This window comes from Butyrivibrio sp. INlla16 (assembly GCF_900104155.1).
Lineage (GTDB): Bacteria > Bacillota > Clostridia > Lachnospirales > Lachnospiraceae > Butyrivibrio.
On record NZ_FMYB01000006.1, the window covers coordinates 54,743 to 77,604 of the forward strand.

A 22,862-nucleotide genomic window follows, 5' to 3' on the forward strand; every position below is an offset into this window, starting at 1 on the left:
AGTATTACTCTAACATAAAAGGAATAGCAATGATTTACGATGTTCTTCAAATTTTTATAATTAAAAAGGCGCACAAAAAGACCCGTCTAGCATTTTTTTGCTATACGGGTCTCACATTTTTAATTTGTGCTATTCGTGAACGTTTAAGTACACGTCTTCCTTGAGGTGGAAGCCACTCTTAATTATGACTTCATCCATGTTCTCAGCCGTGACGCTCACAGGGTCTATTTTCACACACGGAATCTCATAGGTTCCATCCGAAATTGTGCTAATCTGTCCGCTCTGGGTGGTAACTTCCTCGCCCTTAGCCATCTTTACCGCTATCTCGGCTGCTGCCTGAGCGAGCTTCTCAATGGGCTTGTACACTGTCATGAGCTGGGTTCCTTCAACGATTCTCTGGCATGCTTCGAGGTCCGCATCCTGTCCCACAACCAGCTTCTTACCGGCGAGTCTCTTCTCAGAAAGTGCCGTAACCACTCTACTTGCCAGGTCATCATTGCCGCACATTATCGCGTCGCACTCTATGACACCCGACATGTTTTTCTCCATGTAATCGGTTGCAAGCTCTGCTTTCCAGCCGTCTGCATAGAAGGTGTCGATGATTTCGTTTCCGTTCTCCTGCATGATTTCCTTGAAGCCCTTGCCAACCATCGGAACGTTGTTGTCGCTGTGAGGGCCGCACACCATGAGGACCTTTCCATCGGTAAGGCCGTTGTCGACAAGCGCTTGTCCCATCATCTGCCCGACCTTTTCATTATCGAAGGATATATAAAAATCGACATTGGAATCGCTGATCAGTCTGTCGTAGGCAATTACCTTGATTCCGGACTCTTTGGCCTTCTGGATGTTAGCCTTTACAGCCATGGAATCTATGCATACGATAACGATTACGTCCATTCCCTTCTTTATAAAATATTCTATCTGCTTTTTCTGCTCCGAGATGTCGCCGTTCGCATTCTGAATGTTAACCTCGGCGCCGAGCTCCTTCGCCATCGAAACGAATACGTCTCGGTCTCTTTGCCATCTCTCGATTACAAAGGAATCGAAGGTCATTCCGATCTGTATTTTATTGTTGTCCTTTTTCTTTGTAATGTTTCCGCCGGACTCTTCTCCGGTACACCCACAGAGTGTGCAGGCAAGAAGGCATATGGTTAGAAGCATCGCACAGCTTCTTCTTAATATAGTAGTCAGTCTTTTAGTCTTCATCATCAGTCTTCCCCGGTCGTCAGTTTTTCACCGGAGTCTTACCGTCCTTATATTCCGTAGGAGTTACTCCCACATTTTTCTTAAAGCTTCTGCTAAAGTAGTTGGGGTCTGTGTACCCGCACATCGCGCAGATCTCCTTCATGGACATATCGGAATTGTCCAGAAGCTCCTTGGCCCTCTCCATCCTGACGTTTGTCAGGTATTCAATAAAGTTATAACCGCTCTCGTCCTTGAAAATCTTACTGAAGTAATAGGGCGAAATGTTAACTATTCTCGAGACATCGTCAAGGGATATATCCTTTGCGTAGTTGTCCTCGATATAGCGCTTTGCAGTCTGTATTGCGTCGTTGGACTTCTCCTCTTTCTTAATGAAAACATTCTTGCAGGCGGAGGAGATCTTATCGATAAACCATTCCCGCAGCTGCTGCGGCGTCTCCAGCGCCATGATCTCCGGAAGATAGTTGTTTCTTCCCTGGTAGTGGTAGGTCTGTCCGCCGTTTAAGTACATGAGGCGTTCAGCATATAATGAAAATTCCAGAACCTTCAGTCTCATAGCCATTATGTCACCATTTTCAGCTGTCTGGCTCATCCAGTCCGAATATTTATTGGCTATAACAACCGCCTCGTCAACAGCCCCTTTGGAAACAGCTTCAAACAGCGTTTTTTCCAGATCGATCGGATATCCCTCATCATAGTCGCAGCTGATGGGAAGGTCATCCGCATGAGCGACAGTTCCGGTGGTAGCGATAAGAGCATTAAGAGCTTCATGGTAGGAATCGCCGAGTTCCCTTAATGGCTTAACTTTTCCTATTCCAACACGGAACTTGATGTCAGTTTTTTTCCTAAGATATCTTGCAAGGTCCCTCGCCTTGTCCACTGCCTCGGTCCTCTCCGCGTACTCCAGCTTATTATCCGGATGCGGCACCAGCACTGCTATTTTATTGGCCATTACGTTTCCGATCTTGCAGTCAAAAAATTCCTTTACGCAATCTCTTATTTCCTGATATTTACCGGAGAGCTTTACGGAACTTCCGATGGCGTTTGTCATGTGGTTGCCTTCCTGAGAGTCACCGCAGACTATCGCGAGCATATATCCGTAATTCTCATCAATTCCAAGTATCGTCTTATAACTGTCGATATCCTCGTCAAAGTGCTCCTGGAGCAGAATGTCGTAGATAAGTCCGTTTTCGATAATGGGCTCGACTGTCTCAAGCTTTTCTTTAATAAGAAGGTCGTTACTTCTCTTTTCCCGCTCACGATCGATCTGAGCCATCGCTTTTTTCAGCACTTCAATGACCTTCATCCTGTCAACAGGTTTGTTGATGTAGTCCAGAACGCCGAGTTTTATGGCCTCTTTTGCATAATCAAACTTATCGTATGCAGTCATGATTATGAAAATTGTATTTGCGGAAAATTTCTTAATCTCTTTCATGGCTTCGATACCGTTGATTCCGGGCATATGAATGTCCATCACGGCGATGTCGGGTCTGAAGCGCTCCGCAAGCTCTATGACGCTGCGTCCGGTCTTGGCAAACTCAATGTCACAGTTTGAGCCGAATTCCTTTTCGATTATGAATTTCATTGAATCAATGACGATACCCTCATCGTCAGCAAGCATGATTCTGTACATTTTTTATACCTTCTCTAATGGTAGTCTTATGATTACCTCGCAGCCTTTGTCCTTCCCCTCACTTTTAATGGAAAAAGCATCTTCGTTTTCAGCGAATATACGAAGTCTTGATATTACGTTATCCATGCCGATTCCGTTGTTGTCGTACTGATGCTCTTTTCTGTGCCAGCTTCCGCTGAGTATTTTGTCGATGTCCTCAGGTTCGATTCCCTTTCCGTTATCGGCTATGCTTATGCAGGCATTGTCGTCCTCGCGGTAGACGCGAAGGCTTATCACGCCCTTGTCCCCCATTTCCCGGATGCCGTGATTTACCGCATTTTCGACGATTGGCTGTAGTATCATGTTAGGCATATGAATTCCAAGAAGTCTCTCATCGATCTGCTTGTTGTATTTTATGTCTCCCGAAAATCGAACATTCAGGATTTGTATGTAGTTATCAACCAGGGTTACCTCTTCTTTTACGGTAACCTCCGTGCCGTGGTTTTTAACATTATATCTGAAAAAGTCGGCAACTGTCTGGACATATTCGTAGGTTCTGTCAGCGCCTTCCATCATTGCGAGCTGGGCACCGGCATTTAAGGTGTTAAACAAAAAGTGCGGATTGATCTGAGCCTGCAGGTATTTTAGCTGTGCATCCTTAAGATGTGCTTCCATGGTGAGCTCTTTTTCCTGCATCTTTCGCTCATTTTCCATACTGTCGCGGAGCCTTATGATGTACTCCTTGATACTGATGACCATCTGTCCGAAGGCATCTGTAACTATACCGATTTCGTCGTGATATGGAGTCTCGGGAAGCTTGGTGTCAAAATTTCCGGCCGCCACTTCGTTTGCGGAAGCGGCAAGCTTCTTGAGAGGTCTTATCATCATTCCGACGATGATGGTGATACTTATGATATTTCCCATCATCACCAGCGACAGTACCAGGACGCTAAGTCTCTCGAAGGTTCTGAACGCCGCGGTCAGCTCGGTGTAGTTTTCTGAGTTACTGATGAACTGTTCGTTGTTCAGGCTTTCAATATACGCACTTATATAATCGTAAAGCTCGGTGGATTTTTCATAGAAGTTTCTGTATTTTTCTACGTTTCGTCCGCGCTTTGCTTCAATAGTCTGAGACACCTGATCGAGATAGTTCTCGGTCATGTTTTTGATGTTGCGCCTCATTCTGCTAAAGGAAAGGTCTGTCACTTTTCCGCCAAGCTCTTCCGAAAGTGTCTGCAGAGTCTGTGCATTTCGGTAGTAATTTTCCAGAGAGTCCGTGGTCTTAGAACTCAGATATCCGGTCATGCTGTCCTGAACTCCGGTCAGCGCCTCATTCAGCTCATTCAGCTGTCTGTTGTCCTGGTAGACCATCTCCATCTCCTTGGACATGCTGTTGATGCCGAAGATCAGGAAGATGTTTACTATAAAAATCAGGAAGTTTGCAAGCATGTAAATGCTGACGATTTTTTTCTGCAGAGGGAGGTTATAGAATTTATTCATCGCCGTCCTCCCTCTTCATAAATGCATCAACATTCTGATTGTTGATGAGGGTTACGTCAGCGGTGAAATACTGGCTGGTATTGCCGAAATGGTAGTAATCCGACAGCGCATCGATGCAGTATCTTCCCATCTGCTCTGTATCTATGGAAATTGTGGCGTAGACGATATTCTTGGAAATCGCGGTCATGATTTCTTCCGAGTTGTAATATCCCAGAATATTTACGTCTCCAACCTTGTTAAAGTCTACAACTGCCTGGTACGCGCAGACTGTATTCAGCTCATTCAGGCACACGATAACATCCGGGATGTCATCATTCATGAAAATATCACGAATAGACTCCTCGACCGAGAATATGTTTTTGTTGTCCACCGGTACGAGCGATATTGAAAACTCGGAGTCTGTGGCATTTTCCTGCTCAAGTGTCTCCTGAAGCGCAGAAATGATGATGTTCTGACCCGAATCCCTGGTATCCGTATTAACAAGCACCGCTACGTCCGTGGTGGTGCGTCTTATGGCTGCCTGAGAATTGGCAAAATCATCACTTCTTTTTTCCTTAATAAGGTTGAAAATCTGTCTGCCGTACTCTCGTCCAATGTTGTAACTGCCGACACCCACGAAACTGAGTCTGTCCGAGTGCGTGCTGTCACTATAGAGTGTGACTACCGGAATCTTCTTTTCATTTGCTTCGTTAATGAGCTGTGTCATCTCCTCATTTTCACTGGCAAAGACTATGATTCCGTCAACTCGTGAAGCGATGGCAATTTTCATAAGCTGCTCGCAGGTGTACTGTCCCTGGATGTTCTGACCAAGCAAATCCACATAGATATTCTGTCTCTTTGCCGCGTCAAAAGCGCCTTTATAAATAGCCTGCCAGAAGTCACTCTTGTAGTTGTCGGTGATCATGACATAGTATTTATCATACTCTTTTGCGTCCGAAGATTTCCTGTAATCTTCCAGATAAAAGCGAAAAACAAGTGCTCCTACCACAAGAGTCATTATGGTAAAGAGCACAGTTGTTATAAGTAAATACTTTTGATTATTAAGTTGGTCTGATGTTTTATCAGTTTTTTCCTGTGTCCCCATACGAAGAATTGTAGCAGATTAGTTAAGCGCTGCCAAGGTATGCTGCGCGTACCTTTTCATCTTCAAGGAGCTCGGTGCCGGTGCCTTCCATGGAAATTTTGCCGTTTTCTATGACGTAGGCTCTGTCTGCAACGTGGAGAGCCATGTTAGCGTTCTGCTCGATGAGCAGGACTGTTGTTCCGGCTTCATGTATCTGACGGATGATCTCGAAAATCTCCTGCACTACGATGGGTGCAAGTCCCAGGGATGGCTCATCCATCATAAGGAGCTTGGGCTTACCCATAAGGGCTCTTCCTACAGCAAGCATCTGCTGCTCCCCTCCTGAAAGCGTACCGCCTTCCTGCCAGGAGCGCTCCTTAAGTCTCGGGAAAAATCCGTAAACTCTCTCGATATCCTCCTCGAGGTCATCTTTTCTAAGATAAGCCCCGATTTTTAAATTCTCTAAAACAGTAAGGTTGGGGAAAATCCTTCGTCCCTCAGGTACCATCATGATGCCCTTTGATACGATGCTTGTCGGATCCTTGCCGGTGATGTCATCACCTTCAAAAACTATATTTCCACCTTTTGGCTTAACAAGTCCCGATATGGTTCGAAGTGTCGAGCTCTTACCTGCGCCATTCGCGCCGATGAGTGTAACTATCTCACCTTCATTTACATCAAAGCTGATACCTCGAACAGCCTCGATGCCCCCATAGCTTACCTGCAAATTATCTATCTGTAAAACTTTTTCACTCATTTCTCGTCCTCGTCTGCAACTCCCAGATATGCCTCTATTACACGCTGATTCTTCTGAACCTCCTCGGGTACACCCTGCGCGATCTCGCTGCCGAAATCGATAACATAGATGTAGTCCGAAATATTCATGACGAGGTCCATATGATGCTCGATAAGAAATACTGTCAGGTCGTATTTATCACGGATCTGACGCACAAAATCAGCAAGTTCGTTAGTCTCCTGCGGATTCATGCCAGCTGCGGGCTCATCCAGAAGAAGGAGCTTCGGCTTTGTGGCAAGCGCTCTTGCTATCTCAAGACGTCTCTGAAGTCCGTAAGGAAGGCTCACTGCGAGTTCGTCCTTGTAGGCATCGAGTCCCTGCTCCACCAGCAGTTCCATGGTTTCTTCTCTCATGCGCTTTTCTTCTGCGAGATTTCCTCTGAAAATTGCGGAGAATACGTTCTGCTTTGCATGCTGGTGCTTCGCTATGAGCACGTTGTCGAAAACTGTCATGCTCTTCCAGAGACGGATGTTCTGGAAAGTTCTTGCGATTCCGAGTCCGGTTATCTGGTCGGGTGTGGGTGCAAGCACTGCTTCCTTTGCATATTTGTCGGCATTTTCACCCTTGTAGGTCTTAGCCGCTTTTCCTGTCGGATGATTTCTGACCATGGGCTTTCCCATGAATTCTATAAGGCCGTTCGTAGGCTGATATACTCCGGTAATACAGTTAAATGCTGTGGTTTTTCCCGCACCGTTAGGTCCGATGAGAGCGATTATCTTGTGCTCCGGCACTTCCAGCGTCAGGTTATTTACCGAAACAACGCCTCCGAACTGCATTGTTACATTTTCAAGTCGTAAAGCATTTCCCATAACCTAGTGTTTCCTTTCTCTTTTTCCGGACAATACTTTCATGAGTCCGCTGAGGCTCAGCTCGTTGTTTCCCATTATGCCCTGTGAGAAGAACAGCACTATTACCATGATTACTATGGAAAATACCACCATTCTGAAGCCGTTTCTAAGAAGCGGCACTTTGAAGCCGCCAATGTACTGTTCACTGTCGAGGAATCTCAGCCACCACTCGGAGCATGCAACATAAAGGAATGTTGCGAGAATGCTTCCGCTTACTGAACCGATTCCGCCGATAACTACTATAAGAAGGATCTCGTAAGTCATTACTGAGGTAAACGCTTTTGCCTGTGCATTTGCAACGTACATTGCAAACAGTGCGCCGCCCACTCCCGCAAAGAAGCTGGAGATGACGAACGAGAGCATCTTGTGTTTGAAAAGATTGATACCCATAGCTTCTGCAGCAACTTCGTCGTCGCGGATTGATTTAAAGGCGCGTCCGTAGGAGCTGTGAATCAGAAGAACTATGATTGCGATGCATACGGATGAAATAAGGAACGGAATAAAGGTTGAAAGTCTGACCAGTACGTTCCCCGAAGCATCGGTGATATTGAAGCTTGAGAAGGTCGGGAAGCCCTTGATCATGTTGGCTCCGTTTGTGATTCTTCCAAGCTTTTGCCACTGGAATATTGCACGAAGTATCTCGGCAAAGCCAAGTGTAGCTATTGCGAGGTAGTCGCTCTTAAGTCTGAGAACCGGGATTCCTATAAGATATGCGAAGAATGCAGCAACGCATCCAGCAAGGATAAGTGCTATGAAGCATCCGAGTATCATGCTGACAGCACCACCGGCTCCGGTCGTTCCGAAGATGGCACCAAGTCCGTCAATTATTGAGGATTTTAATGCGCAGCCTCCGAAAAGGTAGTAAACCTGTTCTTTCTGGTCTGCAGGAACTGTAAGTATTGCGTAGGTATACGCACCAAGAAGCATGAAGCCTGCCTGTCCAAGTGAGAACAGTCCTGTAAATCCGTTAAGAAGGTTCATTGATACTGCCACCAGTGAGTAGACAGCCGCTTTTTTCAAAACCGTAAACAGCGGGCTGGTGGGCTGGAATACCTGCGGGAGTCCCGGAATCATAGCGCTTATGTTCTCCAGCAGTATTACAAGCAGCAGAAGTACTGCTATGAATATGTATGCTTTAAGATTAGATTGTTTTTGTTTCATAATTTATACCTTGTCTGTGGCAGCTTCTCCAAAGAGTCCCTGCGGTTTGAATACTAGAATGATGATAAGGAGTGCAAAGGTGAATGCATCGGAGAATACTGAAACGTCCCATGCTGAGGGAAGTCCCTTAATGATGGTCTCACAGATTCCGATAAGGAATGCTCCGATGACAGCTCCGGGAATTGAACCAATGCCTCCGAAAACTGCCGCCACAAACGCCTTGAGGCCGGGCATTGCACCGGCCGTAGGCGTAATTGCAGGATAGTTTGTGAAAAACAGTATGGAACCGATTGCCGCAAGAGCGGAACCGATTATGAAAGTTGCGGAAATAACGTTATTTATCTTGATTCCCATGAGTCTTGAGGTCTCAAAATCCTTTGAAACAGCTCTCATGGCCATTCCGACCTTTGTGCGGTTTATGAGCTGTGTGAGTGCATAAACCAGGATAAGTACCAGGAATGGTGTTATTATAACTACCCATTTTGTCTGGGTTCCCGCAACGTTAACCGTGTCAGATAAAAACGGTATTGTGGGATAAGTCATCGGCTGTCCACCGGTAACATAGGTTGCGGTATTTTGCAGAAGATAGCTCACACCTATCGCAGAGATCATAACCGACATTCTCGGCGCATCTCTAAGAGGCTTGTACGCAGCCCTCTCAATCGTAAATCCTAAGAATACCGTAAGCAGTATAACCAGGGGCAGTGACTCTCCTATCGGCAAAGTTGCCGTGAAGTATATTCCCATAAGTCCTGCCACCATGAATACATCGCCGTGAGCAAAGTTGATGAGGCGAAGTATTCCGTATACAAGTGTATAGCCGATTGCGATAAGAGCATATTGCCCGCCAACCGATATTCCCGAGAGCAATACTGAAATGACGTATTCCATAAAACTATTTTCCTTTTACTTATTGTGTTTTATTTTGATGCTGAACCTGTCTGTACTTTCTCGAATGCCCATGTTCCTGTAGCTGTATCAGCAGTCTTGATGTAAGCTGTGTCACGAACTGCATCTCCGATATCATCAAAAGCGATGGAGCCTGATACGCCGTCCCACTTAACACCGGGGATTGCTGATTTGATGGCTGCCTTGTCGCCTGAGCCTGCTGCCTTGATAGCTTCAAGAGCTACATAGTATGCATCATAGCCCATTGCTGTAACTGCTGAAATTGTGTCGTTTCCGCCGTTTGCTGTAAGTGCACTTGAGTTGTTGTTAATGTAATCCTTGATACCTTTATCGAAGGTCTCGGAACCACCCTCCTGATAGAAGGTTGATACGAAGAGCTGAAGGTTTGTGCCCTTGGTTGCTTCAAGAACCATGTTGTCATCAAGTGTGTCGGATCCAAGGAAAGGAATTCCGATATCAAGTGAAGCTGCCTGCTCCATGATCTGCTTTGCATAAGCGATTGATACAGGTGTGAAGATTACATCTGCACCTTCGCTCTTTGCCTTGTTCAGATATGAAGTAAAGTCAGAGTTGTTTGTAGGGAAAGAATCGGCAATTACCTCACCGCCTGCTCCCTCAAATACCTGCTTGAAGAATGCGATAAGTCCCTGATCATACTCGTTTCCGTTCTCACCGAGGCAGTATGCCTTCTTAGCTGAGAACTTATCCATAGCAAAGTTTGCAAGAACGTCTGCCTGGAAGTTATCAAGGAAACAAATTCTGAAGTAGTAATCATTTCCTGCTGTTACGTTAGGGTTTGTACAGGTTACGCCGATTGCGGCAAGTCCTGCCTCCTCGAATTTAGGTCCGCCCGCCATTGAAACGCCGGAACCATAGGATCCAAGAACAAGAGATACATCCTTACCAACCAGTTCGGATGCTGCTGAAGGAGCCTTGTCTGCCGATGATCCATTATCAGCGATTACAAGCTCGATGTTGTAGGTCTTTCCACCTACTTCAACTGTGGGAGTCTCGGAGTTTGCATACTGCATTCCAAGAATCTCTTTCTTTCCGCCGGAAGCAGAGTCACCTGTTGAAGGCTCGAAGATACCGATCTTGATGGTATCGCCTGAGGATGATCCTCCGCCGCTTGCTGCTCCACCGCCAGATGAACCGCAGGCAACAAGACCAAGTGCCATTACTCCCGCCATTGCCATTGCAAGAAACTTTTTCATTACCATTTTTAATTCCTCCTCACTAATTAAATTTTTAATTACATAAGCGGAACTACTATTGGATACAATAGTACAAAATTAAAGAACTCTTTACCATTTTAAACCATTAAAGTGTCATTTACAATTAAATCCATACTATTTTCTGACATCCACAGAAATCTGCCTATGAAAAAAGGCGCTTTGAAACACTATGTGATTCAAAACGCCTTCGTTTGTATACAAGTATACTCATTAAAAATATTTTTTCAATCGGATTTTTAACAGCTTAGTCAATCCACCATTCCGGTGTCAGCTCACCAAGCTTCATCACTCTGTCCGCAGAGTAATCAATCATGATATCGATGTCCTTATATTTCCCGGGCATTAGCTGGGTCATCAGCTCCCTACATGCTCCGCAGGGTGCTCCCTTCCCTTCATTCGGTGGGATACAAAGGACTCTATCGATTTCATAATCTCCATTGGTGATCATATTGAAAATTGCATTCCTCTCGGCACATATGCCAAGAGTTGAACATGTGTCAATGCACACCCCAGTATATATTTTTCCGGATTTTGAGCGAACCGCCGCAGAAACTCCTCCAGCGGTTACATAATCGGAGATTGTTACTTCTCCAAGTACTGACTTGGCTGCGTTATACATTTCTTCCCATATTTTATCCATGAAATCATCCTCCTAATACTTTTCAATCGTGGACAGCTATCGCATGGACAGCGTTAGCCTTTCGACGTCGTCCCTGCGGTCCTAGTCAAAAGGACTACTGTCTCAACATGCACTGTGTTCGGGAACATGTCGCAAGGGCGGACATGTTTTAGTTCATAACCACCGTCCACAAGGATTCGGAGGTCTCTGGCGAGAGTGGCGGAGTCACAGCTGACATAGACGATGCGGTCTGGTCTCATCTTGAGCATGGTATCAAGGCAGTCTTTGTCGCAGCCCTTGCGGGGCGGATCAACAACGATAACATCGGGGTGAAGTGCCTTCTCCCTATCAGCCGGTATTTTCCCTTCATAGAAAGCAGGAAGGACTTCCTCTGCTTTTCCAACATAAAATGTAGCATTTTCTATATTATTGGAGCGTGCATTCTCCTTTGCATTTTCTATAGCCTGCGGGATGACTTCCACACCATAGACATGGCCCGCTTTCTTCGCCATGGACAGGCTGATTGTTCCGATTCCGCAGTAAAGATCCCAAACTGTCTCGTTTCCTGTAAGACCGGCATAAGAGACCGCCGTGTTATATAGTTTCTCTGTCTGAATCGGATTCACCTGATAAAAAGAAAGCGGTGAAATCCGAAATTCAATTCCGCAGAGTGTGTCTTTTATGGAATCCTCGCCCCAGAGGGTATGGATTTCACGGCCAAGAATTACGTTTGTCTTTTCATTATTGATGTTTACAGTTATGCTCTTAACGCCATTTACCGAGCGAAGTTTCTCAATCAGTTTTTCCTGATTTCTGATGTACTCGATTTTTTCTTCATTTGAAAAATGATTGTCCGACTTAATCTTTGCGATTGTGCCAATCTTCCCGCCATACTTAATAACAAGGCACACCATGATTTCTTTACTGGTGAAGCCCTTCCTTATAAGCACATGGCGCACTACTCCCTTACCGGTAGTTTCGTCATAGGCAGGGATACGGTTTTTCTCCATGTGATCAAGAACTATATTCAAGATTTCGCGGTTTTCCTCCACTCCAAGAAGGCAGTCCTCCACAGGGATTATCGCGTGTGTTCTTCCCGCATAAAAGCCGGCAATGGTTTTTCCATTCTTGTCCGTTCCTATGGGGAACTGAGCTTTGTTTCTGTATCTGAAATAAGCCGGAAGGCCTCCCTTATCTTCCTCCATCCCGATGATCGGTTCCATGATTGAGTCTATAAATTCAGGCTCAAAACCTCCAAGTCTTATGATATTGTTTCTTACCTTTTCGGTTTTGAATTCGAGCTGCTTTTTGTAATGAAGATTCTGAATCTGGCAGCCACCGCAGGCCTTTGATACAGGACACTGGGGCTTAATCCTAAACTCTGACGGCTCAAGAATCTCATCAAGATGAGCATAGGCGTAGTTCTTCTTACTTTTCATTATGGAAACTTTTACAAGATCGCCGATAACTGCGTCCTTTACAAAAAGGGTATAGCCGTCAACCTTGCCTATACCCTCTCCGTCGTTTCCTATATCTTCTATCCTCACCGTGAGGATATCTCCCTTGTTGTAGGGGGAATTGATTTTCTTTGTCATGCGGGCTCCTTTCCCCTCATCCGTCAGCTTCGCTGACACCTTCCCCCCAAGGGGAAGGCATATTAGATTTCACTTTCCCCAATGGGAAGGCGTTACTGATTCCACTGTAGTCTGTGGAGTTCGCCCTCCTCTTCCATTCCGGGGAAGCCGTTCTGTCTTAAGGCTTCGTACAAAACGATCGCAACGGAATTGGAGAGGTTGAGGGACCTGATGTCGTGTCCCATGGGGATTCTGATGCAGTCCTCTTCATTATCCACGAGAATTTCCTCGGGAATTCCGGCGCTCTCCTTGCCGAACATGATGAAATCATCCATGCCGTAGCTGACCTCTGTATAGGAGCGCTTTGCTTTTGTGGTCGCAAGCCAGACCTTGGCACCCGGGTGCTTTTCCTTGAATTCTTCGTAATTAATGTAGCGGGTGTAATCGAGCTTATCCCAGTAGTCCATGCCCGCGCGCTTTATATCTTTTCCGTGAAGCGCAAAACCCAGGGGCTCTATAAGATGCAGGGAGCTGCCTGTCGCAACGCAGGTTCTCCCGATATTGCCGGTATTCTGTGGAATCTCCGGCTGATGAAGTACTATGTGCATTACAGTCCCTCCTCGTCGCTGTCCATTGAAGCGGCCTTCGGTACTGAGAATATGAACTCTGTCCCGACTCCGACGGTTGAAATGCAATTTATATTCTCTCCATGGGCCTTGATGATTTCTTTTACGATTGAAAGGCCGAGTCCGGTTCCCTTTTTGTCCTTACCGCGGGAAGCATCGGATTTATAGAATCTTTCGAAGACCATCTTCTGGTCTTCCTTGGGAATTCCGATTCCGCTGTCCTTAACCGAGACGAAAACCTTGCTTCTTTTCTCGGTGGTCTCAATCTTGATAACCGAATCGTGGTGACTGAACTTTATGGCGTTGTCCAGAAGGTTATAGAGAACCTGCTGAATTTTACTCATGTCGGCGTTAACTATCATCTTATCATCAGTTAGCACCAGCTCTATCGCGATTTTCTTCTCGAGGCAGGTCATCTCAAAACTGGCCGCGGTGTTGCGTATTACCTGATTTATGTCAAAATCGGCCTTTTCAAGGAGCATTCCTCTCGCGTTCAGATTATTGAGCGTAAGGAGGCCGTTGGTAAGCTTTGTAAGTCTCTCGGTTTCATTCAAAACTATGCCAAGGTATTTTTCATGCATCTCCTGCGGTATAGTTCCATCCAGCATTGCTTCGATATATCCGCGAATTGAGGTAAGAGGTGAGCGGAAATCGTGTGAGACGTTCGCCACGAATTTTTTCTGATCCTCTTCCTGCCTTGCAATCTCGCCCGCCATATATGACAGGGATGCCGCAAGATAGCCCATCTCGTCCTCGGACTCCACCGAGAATTCATAGTTCATGTTGCCGGCAGCATACTCCTCTGTCGCCTGGGTAATTCTTCGAAGCGGGATGTATACAAGCTCCGTGAAAAAGATGAGTATTATCAGTGACAGCAAAAACATGACGATGAGCATCAGATAGGAAATATTCAGAAATTCATCCGCAGTTTTCCTGAGCTGGCTCATGGGCGTATGGATGATAACATAGGCCTGAACCTTGTAATTGGCTGTGATCGGGGCAAAAACGGAAAGTACGCTCTCCTGGAAATTCCCCCAGAAATCGCCTATGGTGTAGTAGGTTCCGCCTGTCGCGGTGGGATCAAAGCCTTCAATCTTGATTTCCTCGCCCTGCTCGATGACGTTGGAAGAATCCAGAACCAGACGTCCCGAGGGATTGACTATCCAAATCCTCGCTCCGTCCATATATTTTGAGAGGGCAACGAGCTGCTGCTGAACCGTTTCAAGCGAGGTCTCGCTGTTATAAAGGTCCGCAGCGTAGGTGTTCGCAATCTGCGTTGCCTCAGCATAGAGACTCTCTGCCTTTTTCCGGCGGCAGTGCTCCAGCGTCATGTTTGACACGAAGGTCGCCACCATTATGAAACCGAAAATGGCAAAGAGAAGATATGCAATTAAGAATTTTAGATATAGTGTTCGTTTCATTTAAGTTTATGAAACCTCAAACTTGTAACCGATTCCCCAGATTGTAGCGATTCTCCAGGTCTCATGATCTTTGATCTTTTCTCTGAGTCTCTTGATATGAACGTCTACTGTTCTGGTGTCTCCGACATATTCGTATCCCCAGATCTGATCAAGAAGCTGCTCTCTTGTGAAAACTCTGTTCGGAGAGGATGCCAGGAAGTATAAAAGCTCCAGCTCCTTAGGAGGCATATCCAGTCTTGCACCCTGATAGTTTACAGAGTAGTTTGTCATGTTAATTTCAAGATCCTGATATTTTACAACCTTGTCGTCGGAAGGCTCTGTCTCTGTCACTATAGGCTTGTATCTTCTGAGAACAGCCTTGACTCTGGCAACCAGCTCCTTGGAGTCAAACGGTTTTTCCATATAGTCATCGGCGCCCATCTCGAGTCCGAGCACCTTATCAAAAACTTCTCCCTTAGCGGAGAGCATGATTATCGGTGTCTGAGATCTGGTCCTAAGCTCTCTGCAGACCTGATATCCGTCAATTCCGGGAAGCATGAGATCCAGGAGCACGAGATTCGGCTCAAATGTATCAAATGCAGCAAGAGCTGACTCACCATCCCCTACGATAAGGGTGTCGAAACACTCCTTAACGAGGTAAAGTGAGATAAGCTCTGCGATATTGCTGTCGTCGTCGACAATTAAAATTTTCTGTTTCGTTACCATGTTTGCCCTCATCCGGCGCTTCGCGCCACCTTCCCCCCTAGGGGGAAGGCTTTTATTTTATGAATGTCACGATTGTCACACCTGAGTCTCCCTCACCGAACTCTCCAAGTTTAAAGGACTTGACGTAAGGTGCGGCCTTAAGGTGATCGTGTACGGCCTGTCTGAGGACTCCGGAGCCCTTGCCGTGTACGATTCTAACTGAAGGAAGGTGCGATACATAGGCGCTGTCGAGATATTTATCGAGCTCGGCGATAGCATCCGCGCTGTTTAATCCAATGAGATTGAGCTCGGTTCTGATGTTCTTTGCCCCGGACAGGTCCATTTTATGCTGTCCGTAGAACTTCTTCATCTGCTCCTTGCCGCCCTCTTCCTTGATAAGCTCAAGGTCGTCAATGTGCGCTCTTGATTTCATAATACCACATTGAACCATGACATTCCCATCTTTATCGGGCTTGGAGCTGATTGTTCCCTTGAGCCCCATGGAAATAATTCGCACCGAATCACCAAGCTTAATCTGTGTGGGTTTAAGCTTCTTGTGACCGGGAATCTGCGGCTTATTCTTTATAGAAAGCTTCTGGTTCTTATCGGAGATCTTCTTATTGACGCTCTGACGCGCTCTCTCAAGCTCCTGCATGGGAACTCCCGCCTCAGCCTTGCGCATTGTTCTGATGGTCTCATCAGCTGCGTCCTTGGCTTCCTGCAGAATCTCCCTGGCTTCCTCATGGGCCTGTCTTAATATCTTGTCCCTTGATTCATCGAGCTTAGTCTGCTTGCCCTGGAGCTCTTCCTTAAGCTGTTCAACTTCCTTCTTATAGCGCTCGATCTCGATGCGCTCGTTCTCAATTGTAACTCTGCTGTTTTCAAGGTCAGTCAATAGATCCTCGAATTTGCGGTTATCCTGACTAATCTGTGCACCTGCTGCCTCTATGATTTCATCGGAAAGCCCGAGTCTTTTCGATATTGCAAAGGCATTACTTTTTCCCGGAACTCCGATCAAAAGTCTGTAGGTCGGTCTCAGCGACTCCACATCAAACTCGCAGCTGGCATTCTGTATGCCCTCAGTCGTGAGCGCATAAACCTTGAGCTCACTGTAGTGAGTCGTTGCCATGGTTCTGATGCCGCGCTTATGAAGGTGATCCAGAATAGATATGGCAAGGGCCGCACCCTCAGTGGGGTCGGTTCCCGCTCCGAGCTCATCGAAGAGGCACAGCGAGTTTTCATCGGCATTCTCAAGAATGCGCACTGTGTTCGTCATGTGCGAGGAAAAAGTGGACAAGCTCTGCTCTATACTCTGCTCATCACCGATGTCGGCATAAATCTCATTAAATACGGAAAGCTCCGATCTGTCGGCCGCCGGAATAGCTAGTCCGGCCTGTCCCATTAATGTTAGAAGACCCACGGTTTTCAGCGTAACCGTCTTACCTCCGGTATTGGGACCGGTGATTATGATCATGTCAAAATCCTTGCCCGCATAGACATCTATCGGCACGGCTTTTTTCTTATCAAGAAGCGGATGCCGCCCCTTTATGATATTGAAATAGTGTCTCTCATTGAAAATCGGAGTGATGGCATTCTGAGAAAGAGCAAGTGAAGCCTTCGCAAACACAAAGTCAAGCTCCGTCATGATAGCCGCGTTATCGGAAAGCGCAGTAAGATAACCGCCTACTTCAGCGGAAAGTCTTGCAAGTATAACCTCAATTTCAGCCTTCTCCATTGCAGCCAGCTCGCGAAGCTTGTTGTTAAGCTCAACGATAACCGCAGGTTCTATGAAAAGTGTGGAACCTGTAGAGGACTGGTCATGGACGATACCGTTTACCTGGCTTTTGTACTCGGCCTTGATCGGGATGCAGTAGCGGTCGCCTCTCATGGTGACAACAGCCTCCTGCAGGTAGGATCTTAAAGATCCGTTAACCATTTTTCCAAGCTGGTCGTGAATTCTGTCGCCTGTGATCTGGATGTCGCGCCTTATATGGCGAAGTGCAGGGCTTGCATCCGAAGATATCTCATCCTCTGAAATAATACAGCGTCTGATCTCACCTGCAACCGGAGTCAGCGGTTCAAGTCCGTCAAAAAGATCAGAAAGGACATCTCTGTTATCCTCTTCCTTATCTGATCTTCCGTAGCTCTTAACTCTGTTTACATTATCCAAAAAGCTCGCAATATTAAGGAGCTGCGGTGCATCAAGGCTGCTCCCTATTTTCAGAGCCTTCAGATACCCGCTTATGTCTTTGTTGCTTCCGAAGGAAACGGATCCCTTCTTGAAAATTCTGGAGATACCGGCGTCGGTTTTCTTCAGATTCCTCTGAATCTCACGAAGATCAGAGGATGGTAACAGCTCCCTGCAGGCCCTTTTTCCGGGCTCAGAGGTCGCATGGTTACTCAATTCTTCAATTATTTTGTCGTATTCTAATACGTGTAAAACTTTTTCATTCATTATGATTCAACCCTGGTGTCAAACAGGTTGCTCTCGAGAAGCTTGTTGTACCCGAGCCAACCCACTTCATTCGTGTTATTAAGTATCTCTGTAAATGTCTCGAGTTTGGCATCCGTGTTGTCCGCAAGATGAAGCGCCATGGCCTCAATAATAGCGGGCATTTTGGGTGAGCCGTACTCATATTTCCCGTGGTGCGATAAAATGCAGTGCTGAAGCTCCTGCTTTAAGAGCACAGGAAAATCATTAATGTCTTTAATCTTCTCTGCAACCATCTCACTGCCCATGACGATGTGGCCGAGGAACTGACCTTCGTTTGTGTAATCATTCTCAGGGAAAAGTGAGAGTTCTCTCGTTTTTCCTATATCATGGCAGATTGCGGCTGTTATAAGAAGATCTCTGTTTATGGCAGGATATGCCTTGGAAAAATAGTCACACATTCTGGTAACGCTCAGGGTGTGCTCCAAAAGTCCGCCCACAAAGCCGTGGTGAACCGATTTTGCCGCAGAAGACTTGCGAAATGCCTTCACAAATTCCTCATCCTTAATGAAAAGGGCCTCAAGAAGCGCCTTCAGATACTGGTTGCCAACAGTATTAATGATGGCCAGAAGGTCCTTGTACATCTCGTCGTTGTTCTTCGAAGATACCGGCAGATAGAGCGACTCATCGTACTCGCCCTCATGACAAAGGCGCGCTCTCTTGATGTTGATCTGAAGCGCGTTGTTGAAGGTTGTCACCTCACCGAAAACGTCTATATAATCCAGGGAATCGAAGTCGTCAATTCCCTCGCTGTTGGGCTCCCAGACCTTTGCGTCGACAGTTCCTGTCTTATCCTGCAAGGTAACGGAATAGTAGGTCTTTCCGTTTTTTGTTGTTGCTGCCTGCATATGTTTGCAAAAGTAGATGTCGGCAACCCTGTCGCCGTTGTTTAAATCTTTGATGAATTTCATTTATGTCTCCTGTTGTTTCTATTCCCCTCATCCGGCGCTTCGCGCCACCTTCCCCCTCTGGGGGAAGGCTAAAATTTTACTCTGCATTATCGGTTGAGTTGTCCGATGATATATCAATTGTGAGTTCGGCGTAGCCCTCGGCTGCCTGTCTCATTAATGTAAGTGTCACCTGGGTTCCGGGCTTGACATCTCTGATTCTTGATACGAAGGTGTCAAATCCTGCCACTTCCTCTCCGTTCACTGCGGTTATTATATCTCCGCTCTGAACTCCTGAAAGCATCGCCGGTGAGTCCATTTCCGTGCGTATTACATAGGCACCTGCAGGTATGTTCTCTCCCTCCTGAATGTCCTTAGGGACAGTCTGTCCATGGATGCCCACAAAGGTTCTCCCTTTTCCGTTGGACAGATCCTCGATAAGTGCCCGAAGCTCTGTAATTCCCACAGCCGAAAGGACGTTAGGCATAGCCTGCGTGTTGTACTTCATGTCGATGAATCCCACAACGGAGCCGGAAAGATTAATGATGGCACCGCTTGCGTTGGTGCTTCCGTTCATGTCCGTAGTAAGGAGCTTGTAATTTGAATCAGCAAGATCAAGATCCGAGTTAGCAGATGTGACAAAGCCGTAGCACATGGATCCTCTGGTGCCCATGGGTCTTCCCACTGCAATTACAGGGGTTCCGATCACTCCGCCAGTCTTGGAGCTTCCAAGAGGCGCTACGCCTATTGCAGCCCTGGTGTTTTCCGAAATATCCTTGTATTTTACCGCAACAATACCAAGCCCCGTAACCGCATCGCTCTGCTTCAAATATGCGCTGCCCACGGTTTCATCGCAGAAAGTAACCTGAATCGATTCAGCATCGCTGATTGCCGAAGTCTGAACCAGGATCAGGTACTCAGCCCCGTTGTCCGCCACTATCACACCGCAGGTCTGTCCTTCACTCTCGTAGGGATCGTTGATCCAGTTGGTGTCCGAGGTTTTTGACGTCACTGTCACAAGGCTCTTCTCAGCACTTGTAGCAACGCTTTTCAGAGAAGCGTACATATCCATGTAGTCGGTCTGGTCTGCCTGGTGCGAAGTCATCTCGCTCTTCATCTTGGAAAGCTCGGATGATGCCATGTCTATGGCAACGCTGGCAGCCTCGGCCGCAATGGCATTGTCATCAGCATACATATCCTCAGGCTGCATCTCATCTGCAACCGTCTCCTCTGTAAGTGCCACGGGTGTGGGGGTCTCCTCCGGATATAGCCTGTTGTTTATAACGGGCGCCAGAAAAACGAAGGTCAGGCACGCCACCGCGCCAAATACCACCGCCAATGTCATAGTTATAAGAGTTCTTCTAAGAAGCTTTTTCTTGTTTATGGGGCGCTGCTTGATTTTTTCTCTTAGGAAATCCGCCCTGGCTATCGGGCTTTTCTCAGGATCAAGCTTTACGTCGTCCACGTTTTCCCTGTTATCTTCCATAACTGCCTCTTGATTATCTGTGGTTATCTATGAACCGCTTTAATCTCTCCATTGCCTTTTTAAGGTCATCAAGTGAATATGCGTAGGATATTCTGATGAAGCCCTCGCCGCAGTTTCCGAATGCATTACCCGGTACCACCGCCAGTTTTTCCTCCTGGAGAAGCTTAGTTGCAAACTCATCGCTGCTCATTCCGAATTCCTTGATGCACGGGAATATGTAAAAAGCTCCGAAGGGCTCAAAACACGGAAGTCCAAGGTCTCTGAGCTCCTTTACAAGATATCTTCTCCTCTGGTTATACTGCTCACGCATCATGGCAACGTCTTCGTCGCCGTTTTTCAGTGCCTCCACAGCGGCATACTGACTGGTCGTGGGTGCGCACATGATCGCGAACTGGTGGATTTTGGTCATCTGAGCTATGATGTCCTTCGGTCCGCAAGCGTATCCCAGTCTCCATCCGGTCATCGCATAGGACTTTGAAAAACCGTTGATAAGCACGGTTCTCTCGTACATTCCGGGAATCTCTACAATTGACACATGTTTATCTGTATAGGTCAATTCTGAGTAAATCTCATCGGATATTACAAAGAGGTCTTTCTCCTCTATAACCTTTGCAATGGCCTCGAGGTCCTTCTTTTCCATAATTGCCCCTGTCGGGTTGTTGGGGAAAGGCAGAACAAGTATCTTGGTCTTGTCCGTTACATGCTCTAGTATCTCTTCAGCTGTAAGTCTGAATTCATTTTCTTCCTTAAGCTCGATGATAACCGGCTTTGCTCCCGCAAGGATTGCGCAGGGCTCATAGGAAACGTAGCTGGGTTGTGGTATTAAGACCTCATCCCCCGGATCAACCATTGCCCTGAGCGCAAGGTCAATCGCTTCGGAACCTCCGACGGTGACAAGCACCTGGTCGTCGGGCTCATATTGTATGTTCTGTCTGCGTTTTAAGTAATTGCAGACTTCTACCTTAAGTTCTCTCAAACCGGAATTGGACGTGTAGAAAGTGCGTCCTTTTTCCAATGAATAAATGCCCTCATCCCTGATATGCCAGGGTGTATCAAAATCGGGTTCACCCACACCAAGTGATATTGCGCCGTCAATAGACTTCACAACATCAAAGAATTTGCGGATTCCCGAGGGCTTGATTTCAACGATTTTCTCAGAAAGCGGATTCCTCATGGTGTGACTATCTCCCTTGTATCTTCATATTTTTTTGTCAAAATTGTTCCGTGCTCTTTGTACTTCTGAAGTATGAAGTGCGTAGAGCAGCTAAGGACAGTATCAAGCGGTGACAATTTGTTTGTAACAAAGGTTGCCACTTCTTTAAGGCTCTTGCCCTCAAGCATTACCATGAGGTCAAAGCCGCCTGACATCAGATATACACTTGTAACTTCCGGATATTTATAGATTCTCTCAGCGATGGAATCAAAGCCAATGCCTCTCTGAGGTGTAACCTTAACCTCGATGAGAGCCATTACCTTCTCTATGTTGGTTTTGGACCAGTCAATCATTGTATGATAACCACAGATGATTCCCTCATCCTCAAGAGCTCTGAGTTCATTCGCGACTTCGATCTCCGGCGCGGCCAGAATCACCGCCAGTTCCTCAACGCCTATACGGCTGTTCTTATCAATTGCGCGAAGTAATTCATCTCTGTTTACCATGGTATTCTCCTCCAAACATTTAAATAGACGGGCAAAATGACATGCTTTGCCCTGCACATATTCTCATTATTGTACCATAAAATCAGCACTTGTTATACCTGCAAGCTTAAGGATCTCATCCGGCTGGGGTTTATCGAGGTAGCGGACTTCATCGTCGTTGATGATCTTCTTATCATTACTATCAGTTGTAACACCAATAATTGCCGCGTTTATGCCGGTTTCTTCATAGGCTCTGACAAGACCCTCACCGTCATCAGTGAGAATCAGGAGCGAACCGCCTGAGATCATCTGGTAGGGATTGAGGCCAAGATGATTTGTAATCTCAATACTTTCCTGGCGGATTGGAATCTTCTTCAAATCTACTTCCAGGCCACAATGTGCTCTGGCGGCGACATCCCAGAGAGCAGCGAAGACTCCTCCTGATGATATATCATGTTTAAATGTGACACCGGAGTTTGCCAGCGCTATCTCGGCATCCCTTCTGACAGAAACAAACTTCTTAAAATCCTGTGCCTCGCGAATCATGTAATCAGGAAGGCGTTCAGACAGCTTCTCTGAGCATTCACTGGCAAGGATAGCTGTTCCTTCTACAGCAGCCCACTTGGTCATGACAATATCGAGTCCGGCGTAGGATTTCTTTTCGGAAAACTGTCCAATCTTCTCCCCGCTAACAACCGCAGTTATCATAGGCCTTGAAACTGCATCCGTCACCTCAGTATGTCCGCCTTCTACGGCAATTCCAAGCTCATTCGTGGCAGCGATGGCGCTTCTCATAATAGCCTTAAGCTCTGCTTCCTCTGTATCCACAGGAAGCATTACGTTAAGTACTGCCATCAGAGGTTTTCCGCCGTCGCAGAATATGTTGTTTGCCGCGTTGTGGACAGCATAATAAGCCGCAGCCTCCGAAATAGCTGTAAATGTGGACACAGCTGTCATAATTGTGCTTCCTTTTTCATCTAAAGAATAAGCGCAGTCTGACCTTCCAGCTGCGCTTTTCTTATTGGAATCACTTTTAATAAGTTTAAGTACCGAGCGATTTAAAACGCTCTCAGTTACTTTTCCGATTCTCATTTATTCATTTTCTCCGT

20 protein-coding genes are annotated in these 22,862 nt (G+C 46.5%); all 20 read right to left on the reverse strand.

Annotated elements, in window-relative coordinates:
- Window positions 1–129: 129 nt before the first annotated feature.
- The 20 genes from BLR42_RS04505 to BLR42_RS04600 all read right to left on the reverse strand — a co-directional run bounded on the left by BLR42_RS04505 (window position 130) and on the right by BLR42_RS04600 (window position 22,845).
- A complete protein-coding gene (locus BLR42_RS04505) occupies window positions 130–1,209 on the reverse strand; it encodes a substrate-binding domain-containing protein (protein WP_242879193.1) in 1,080 nt (359 codons plus the stop codon).
- A 16-nt stretch (window positions 1,210–1,225) separates the two neighbouring features.
- Window positions 1,226–2,836: a helix-turn-helix domain-containing protein gene (locus tag BLR42_RS04510; RefSeq protein WP_091867004.1), complete on the reverse strand. Its 1,611-nt coding sequence runs from the start codon at window positions 2,834–2,836 to the stop codon at window positions 1,226–1,228.
- Window positions 2,837–2,839: 3 nt separating this feature from the next.
- The gene (locus tag BLR42_RS04515; protein WP_091867006.1) at window positions 2,840–4,315 is read right to left on the reverse strand and encodes a histidine kinase; all 1,476 of its coding nucleotides are present in this window, start codon (window positions 4,313–4,315) and stop codon (window positions 2,840–2,842) included.
- Window positions 4,308–5,399 (reverse strand): substrate-binding domain-containing protein, encoded by a 1,092-nt coding sequence (locus BLR42_RS04520; protein ID WP_091867008.1) that lies wholly within the window; start codon window positions 5,397–5,399, stop codon window positions 4,308–4,310. The genes BLR42_RS04515 and BLR42_RS04520 overlap by 8 nt, the downstream gene beginning before the upstream one ends.
- A gap of 22 nt (window positions 5,400–5,421) precedes the next feature.
- Entirely contained in the window at window positions 5,422–6,135 is a 714-nt protein-coding gene (locus tag BLR42_RS04525) for an ABC transporter ATP-binding protein (RefSeq protein ID WP_022760993.1), read from the reverse strand.
- Window positions 6,132–6,983 (reverse strand): ABC transporter ATP-binding protein, encoded by an 852-nt coding sequence (locus BLR42_RS04530; RefSeq protein ID WP_022760992.1) that lies wholly within the window; start codon window positions 6,981–6,983, stop codon window positions 6,132–6,134. The genes BLR42_RS04525 and BLR42_RS04530 overlap by 4 nt, the downstream gene beginning before the upstream one ends.
- Before the next feature lie 3 nt (window positions 6,984–6,986).
- Window positions 6,987–8,183 (reverse strand): branched-chain amino acid ABC transporter permease, encoded by a 1,197-nt coding sequence (locus BLR42_RS04535; RefSeq protein ID WP_091867010.1) that lies wholly within the window; start codon window positions 8,181–8,183, stop codon window positions 6,987–6,989.
- 3 nt (window positions 8,184–8,186) lie between these two features.
- Window positions 8,187–9,074 carry a branched-chain amino acid ABC transporter permease gene (locus tag BLR42_RS04540; RefSeq protein ID WP_022760990.1) on the reverse strand — a complete coding sequence of 296 codons (888 nt, stop codon included), beginning with the start codon at window positions 9,072–9,074 and terminating at the stop codon, window positions 8,187–8,189.
- A gap of 29 nt (window positions 9,075–9,103) precedes the next feature.
- The gene (locus tag BLR42_RS04545; RefSeq protein WP_022760989.1) at window positions 9,104–10,312 is read right to left on the reverse strand and encodes an ABC transporter substrate-binding protein; all 1,209 of its coding nucleotides are present in this window, start codon (window positions 10,310–10,312) and stop codon (window positions 9,104–9,106) included.
- A gap of 259 nt (window positions 10,313–10,571) precedes the next feature.
- Window positions 10,572–10,967: a cytidine deaminase family protein gene (locus tag BLR42_RS04550; protein ID WP_022760988.1), complete on the reverse strand. Its 396-nt coding sequence runs from the start codon at window positions 10,965–10,967 to the stop codon at window positions 10,572–10,574.
- Between the two features lie 53 nt (window positions 10,968–11,020).
- Entirely contained in the window at window positions 11,021–12,541 is a 1,521-nt protein-coding gene (gene rlmD, locus BLR42_RS04555) for a 23S rRNA (uracil(1939)-C(5))-methyltransferase RlmD (RefSeq protein WP_139165106.1), read from the reverse strand.
- 92 nt (window positions 12,542–12,633) lie between these two features.
- Window positions 12,634–13,128: a tRNA (cytidine(34)-2'-O)-methyltransferase gene (locus BLR42_RS04560; RefSeq protein WP_022760984.1), complete on the reverse strand. Its 495-nt coding sequence runs from the start codon at window positions 13,126–13,128 to the stop codon at window positions 12,634–12,636.
- Window positions 13,128–14,567 (reverse strand): sensor histidine kinase, encoded by a 1,440-nt coding sequence (locus tag BLR42_RS04565; RefSeq protein ID WP_091867012.1) that lies wholly within the window; start codon window positions 14,565–14,567, stop codon window positions 13,128–13,130. Before BLR42_RS04565 ends, BLR42_RS04560 begins: the two co-directional genes overlap by 1 nt.
- A gap of 6 nt (window positions 14,568–14,573) precedes the next feature.
- Window positions 14,574–15,272, reverse strand: a complete 699-nt coding sequence (locus tag BLR42_RS04570) for a response regulator transcription factor (RefSeq protein WP_022760982.1) — start codon at window positions 15,270–15,272, stop codon at window positions 14,574–14,576.
- A gap of 52 nt (window positions 15,273–15,324) precedes the next feature.
- Window positions 15,325–17,706: an endonuclease MutS2 gene (locus tag BLR42_RS04575; protein ID WP_091867014.1), complete on the reverse strand. Its 2,382-nt coding sequence runs from the start codon at window positions 17,704–17,706 to the stop codon at window positions 15,325–15,327.
- The gene (locus BLR42_RS04580; RefSeq protein ID WP_022760980.1) at window positions 17,706–18,653 is read right to left on the reverse strand and encodes a 3'-5' exoribonuclease YhaM family protein; all 948 of its coding nucleotides are present in this window, start codon (window positions 18,651–18,653) and stop codon (window positions 17,706–17,708) included. The genes BLR42_RS04575 and BLR42_RS04580 overlap by 1 nt, the downstream gene beginning before the upstream one ends.
- Window positions 18,654–18,729: 76 nt before the next feature.
- On the reverse strand, window positions 18,730–20,115 hold the full coding sequence (locus tag BLR42_RS04585; RefSeq protein WP_091867016.1) for a S1C family serine protease: 1,386 nt from the start codon (window positions 20,113–20,115) through the stop codon (window positions 18,730–18,732).
- Window positions 20,116–20,128: 13 nt separating this feature from the next.
- Window positions 20,129–21,289, reverse strand: a complete 1,161-nt coding sequence (locus BLR42_RS04590) for an aminotransferase class I/II-fold pyridoxal phosphate-dependent enzyme (protein WP_091867018.1) — start codon at window positions 21,287–21,289, stop codon at window positions 20,129–20,131.
- A complete protein-coding gene (locus BLR42_RS04595) occupies window positions 21,286–21,774 on the reverse strand; it encodes an Lrp/AsnC family transcriptional regulator (protein WP_022760977.1) in 489 nt (162 codons plus the stop codon). The genes BLR42_RS04590 and BLR42_RS04595 overlap by 4 nt, the downstream gene beginning before the upstream one ends.
- Window positions 21,775–21,840: 66 nt before the next feature.
- Window positions 21,841–22,845 (reverse strand): AIR synthase-related protein, encoded by a 1,005-nt coding sequence (locus BLR42_RS04600; protein ID WP_091867020.1) that lies wholly within the window; start codon window positions 22,843–22,845, stop codon window positions 21,841–21,843.
- Window positions 22,846–22,862 lie beyond the last annotated feature (17 nt).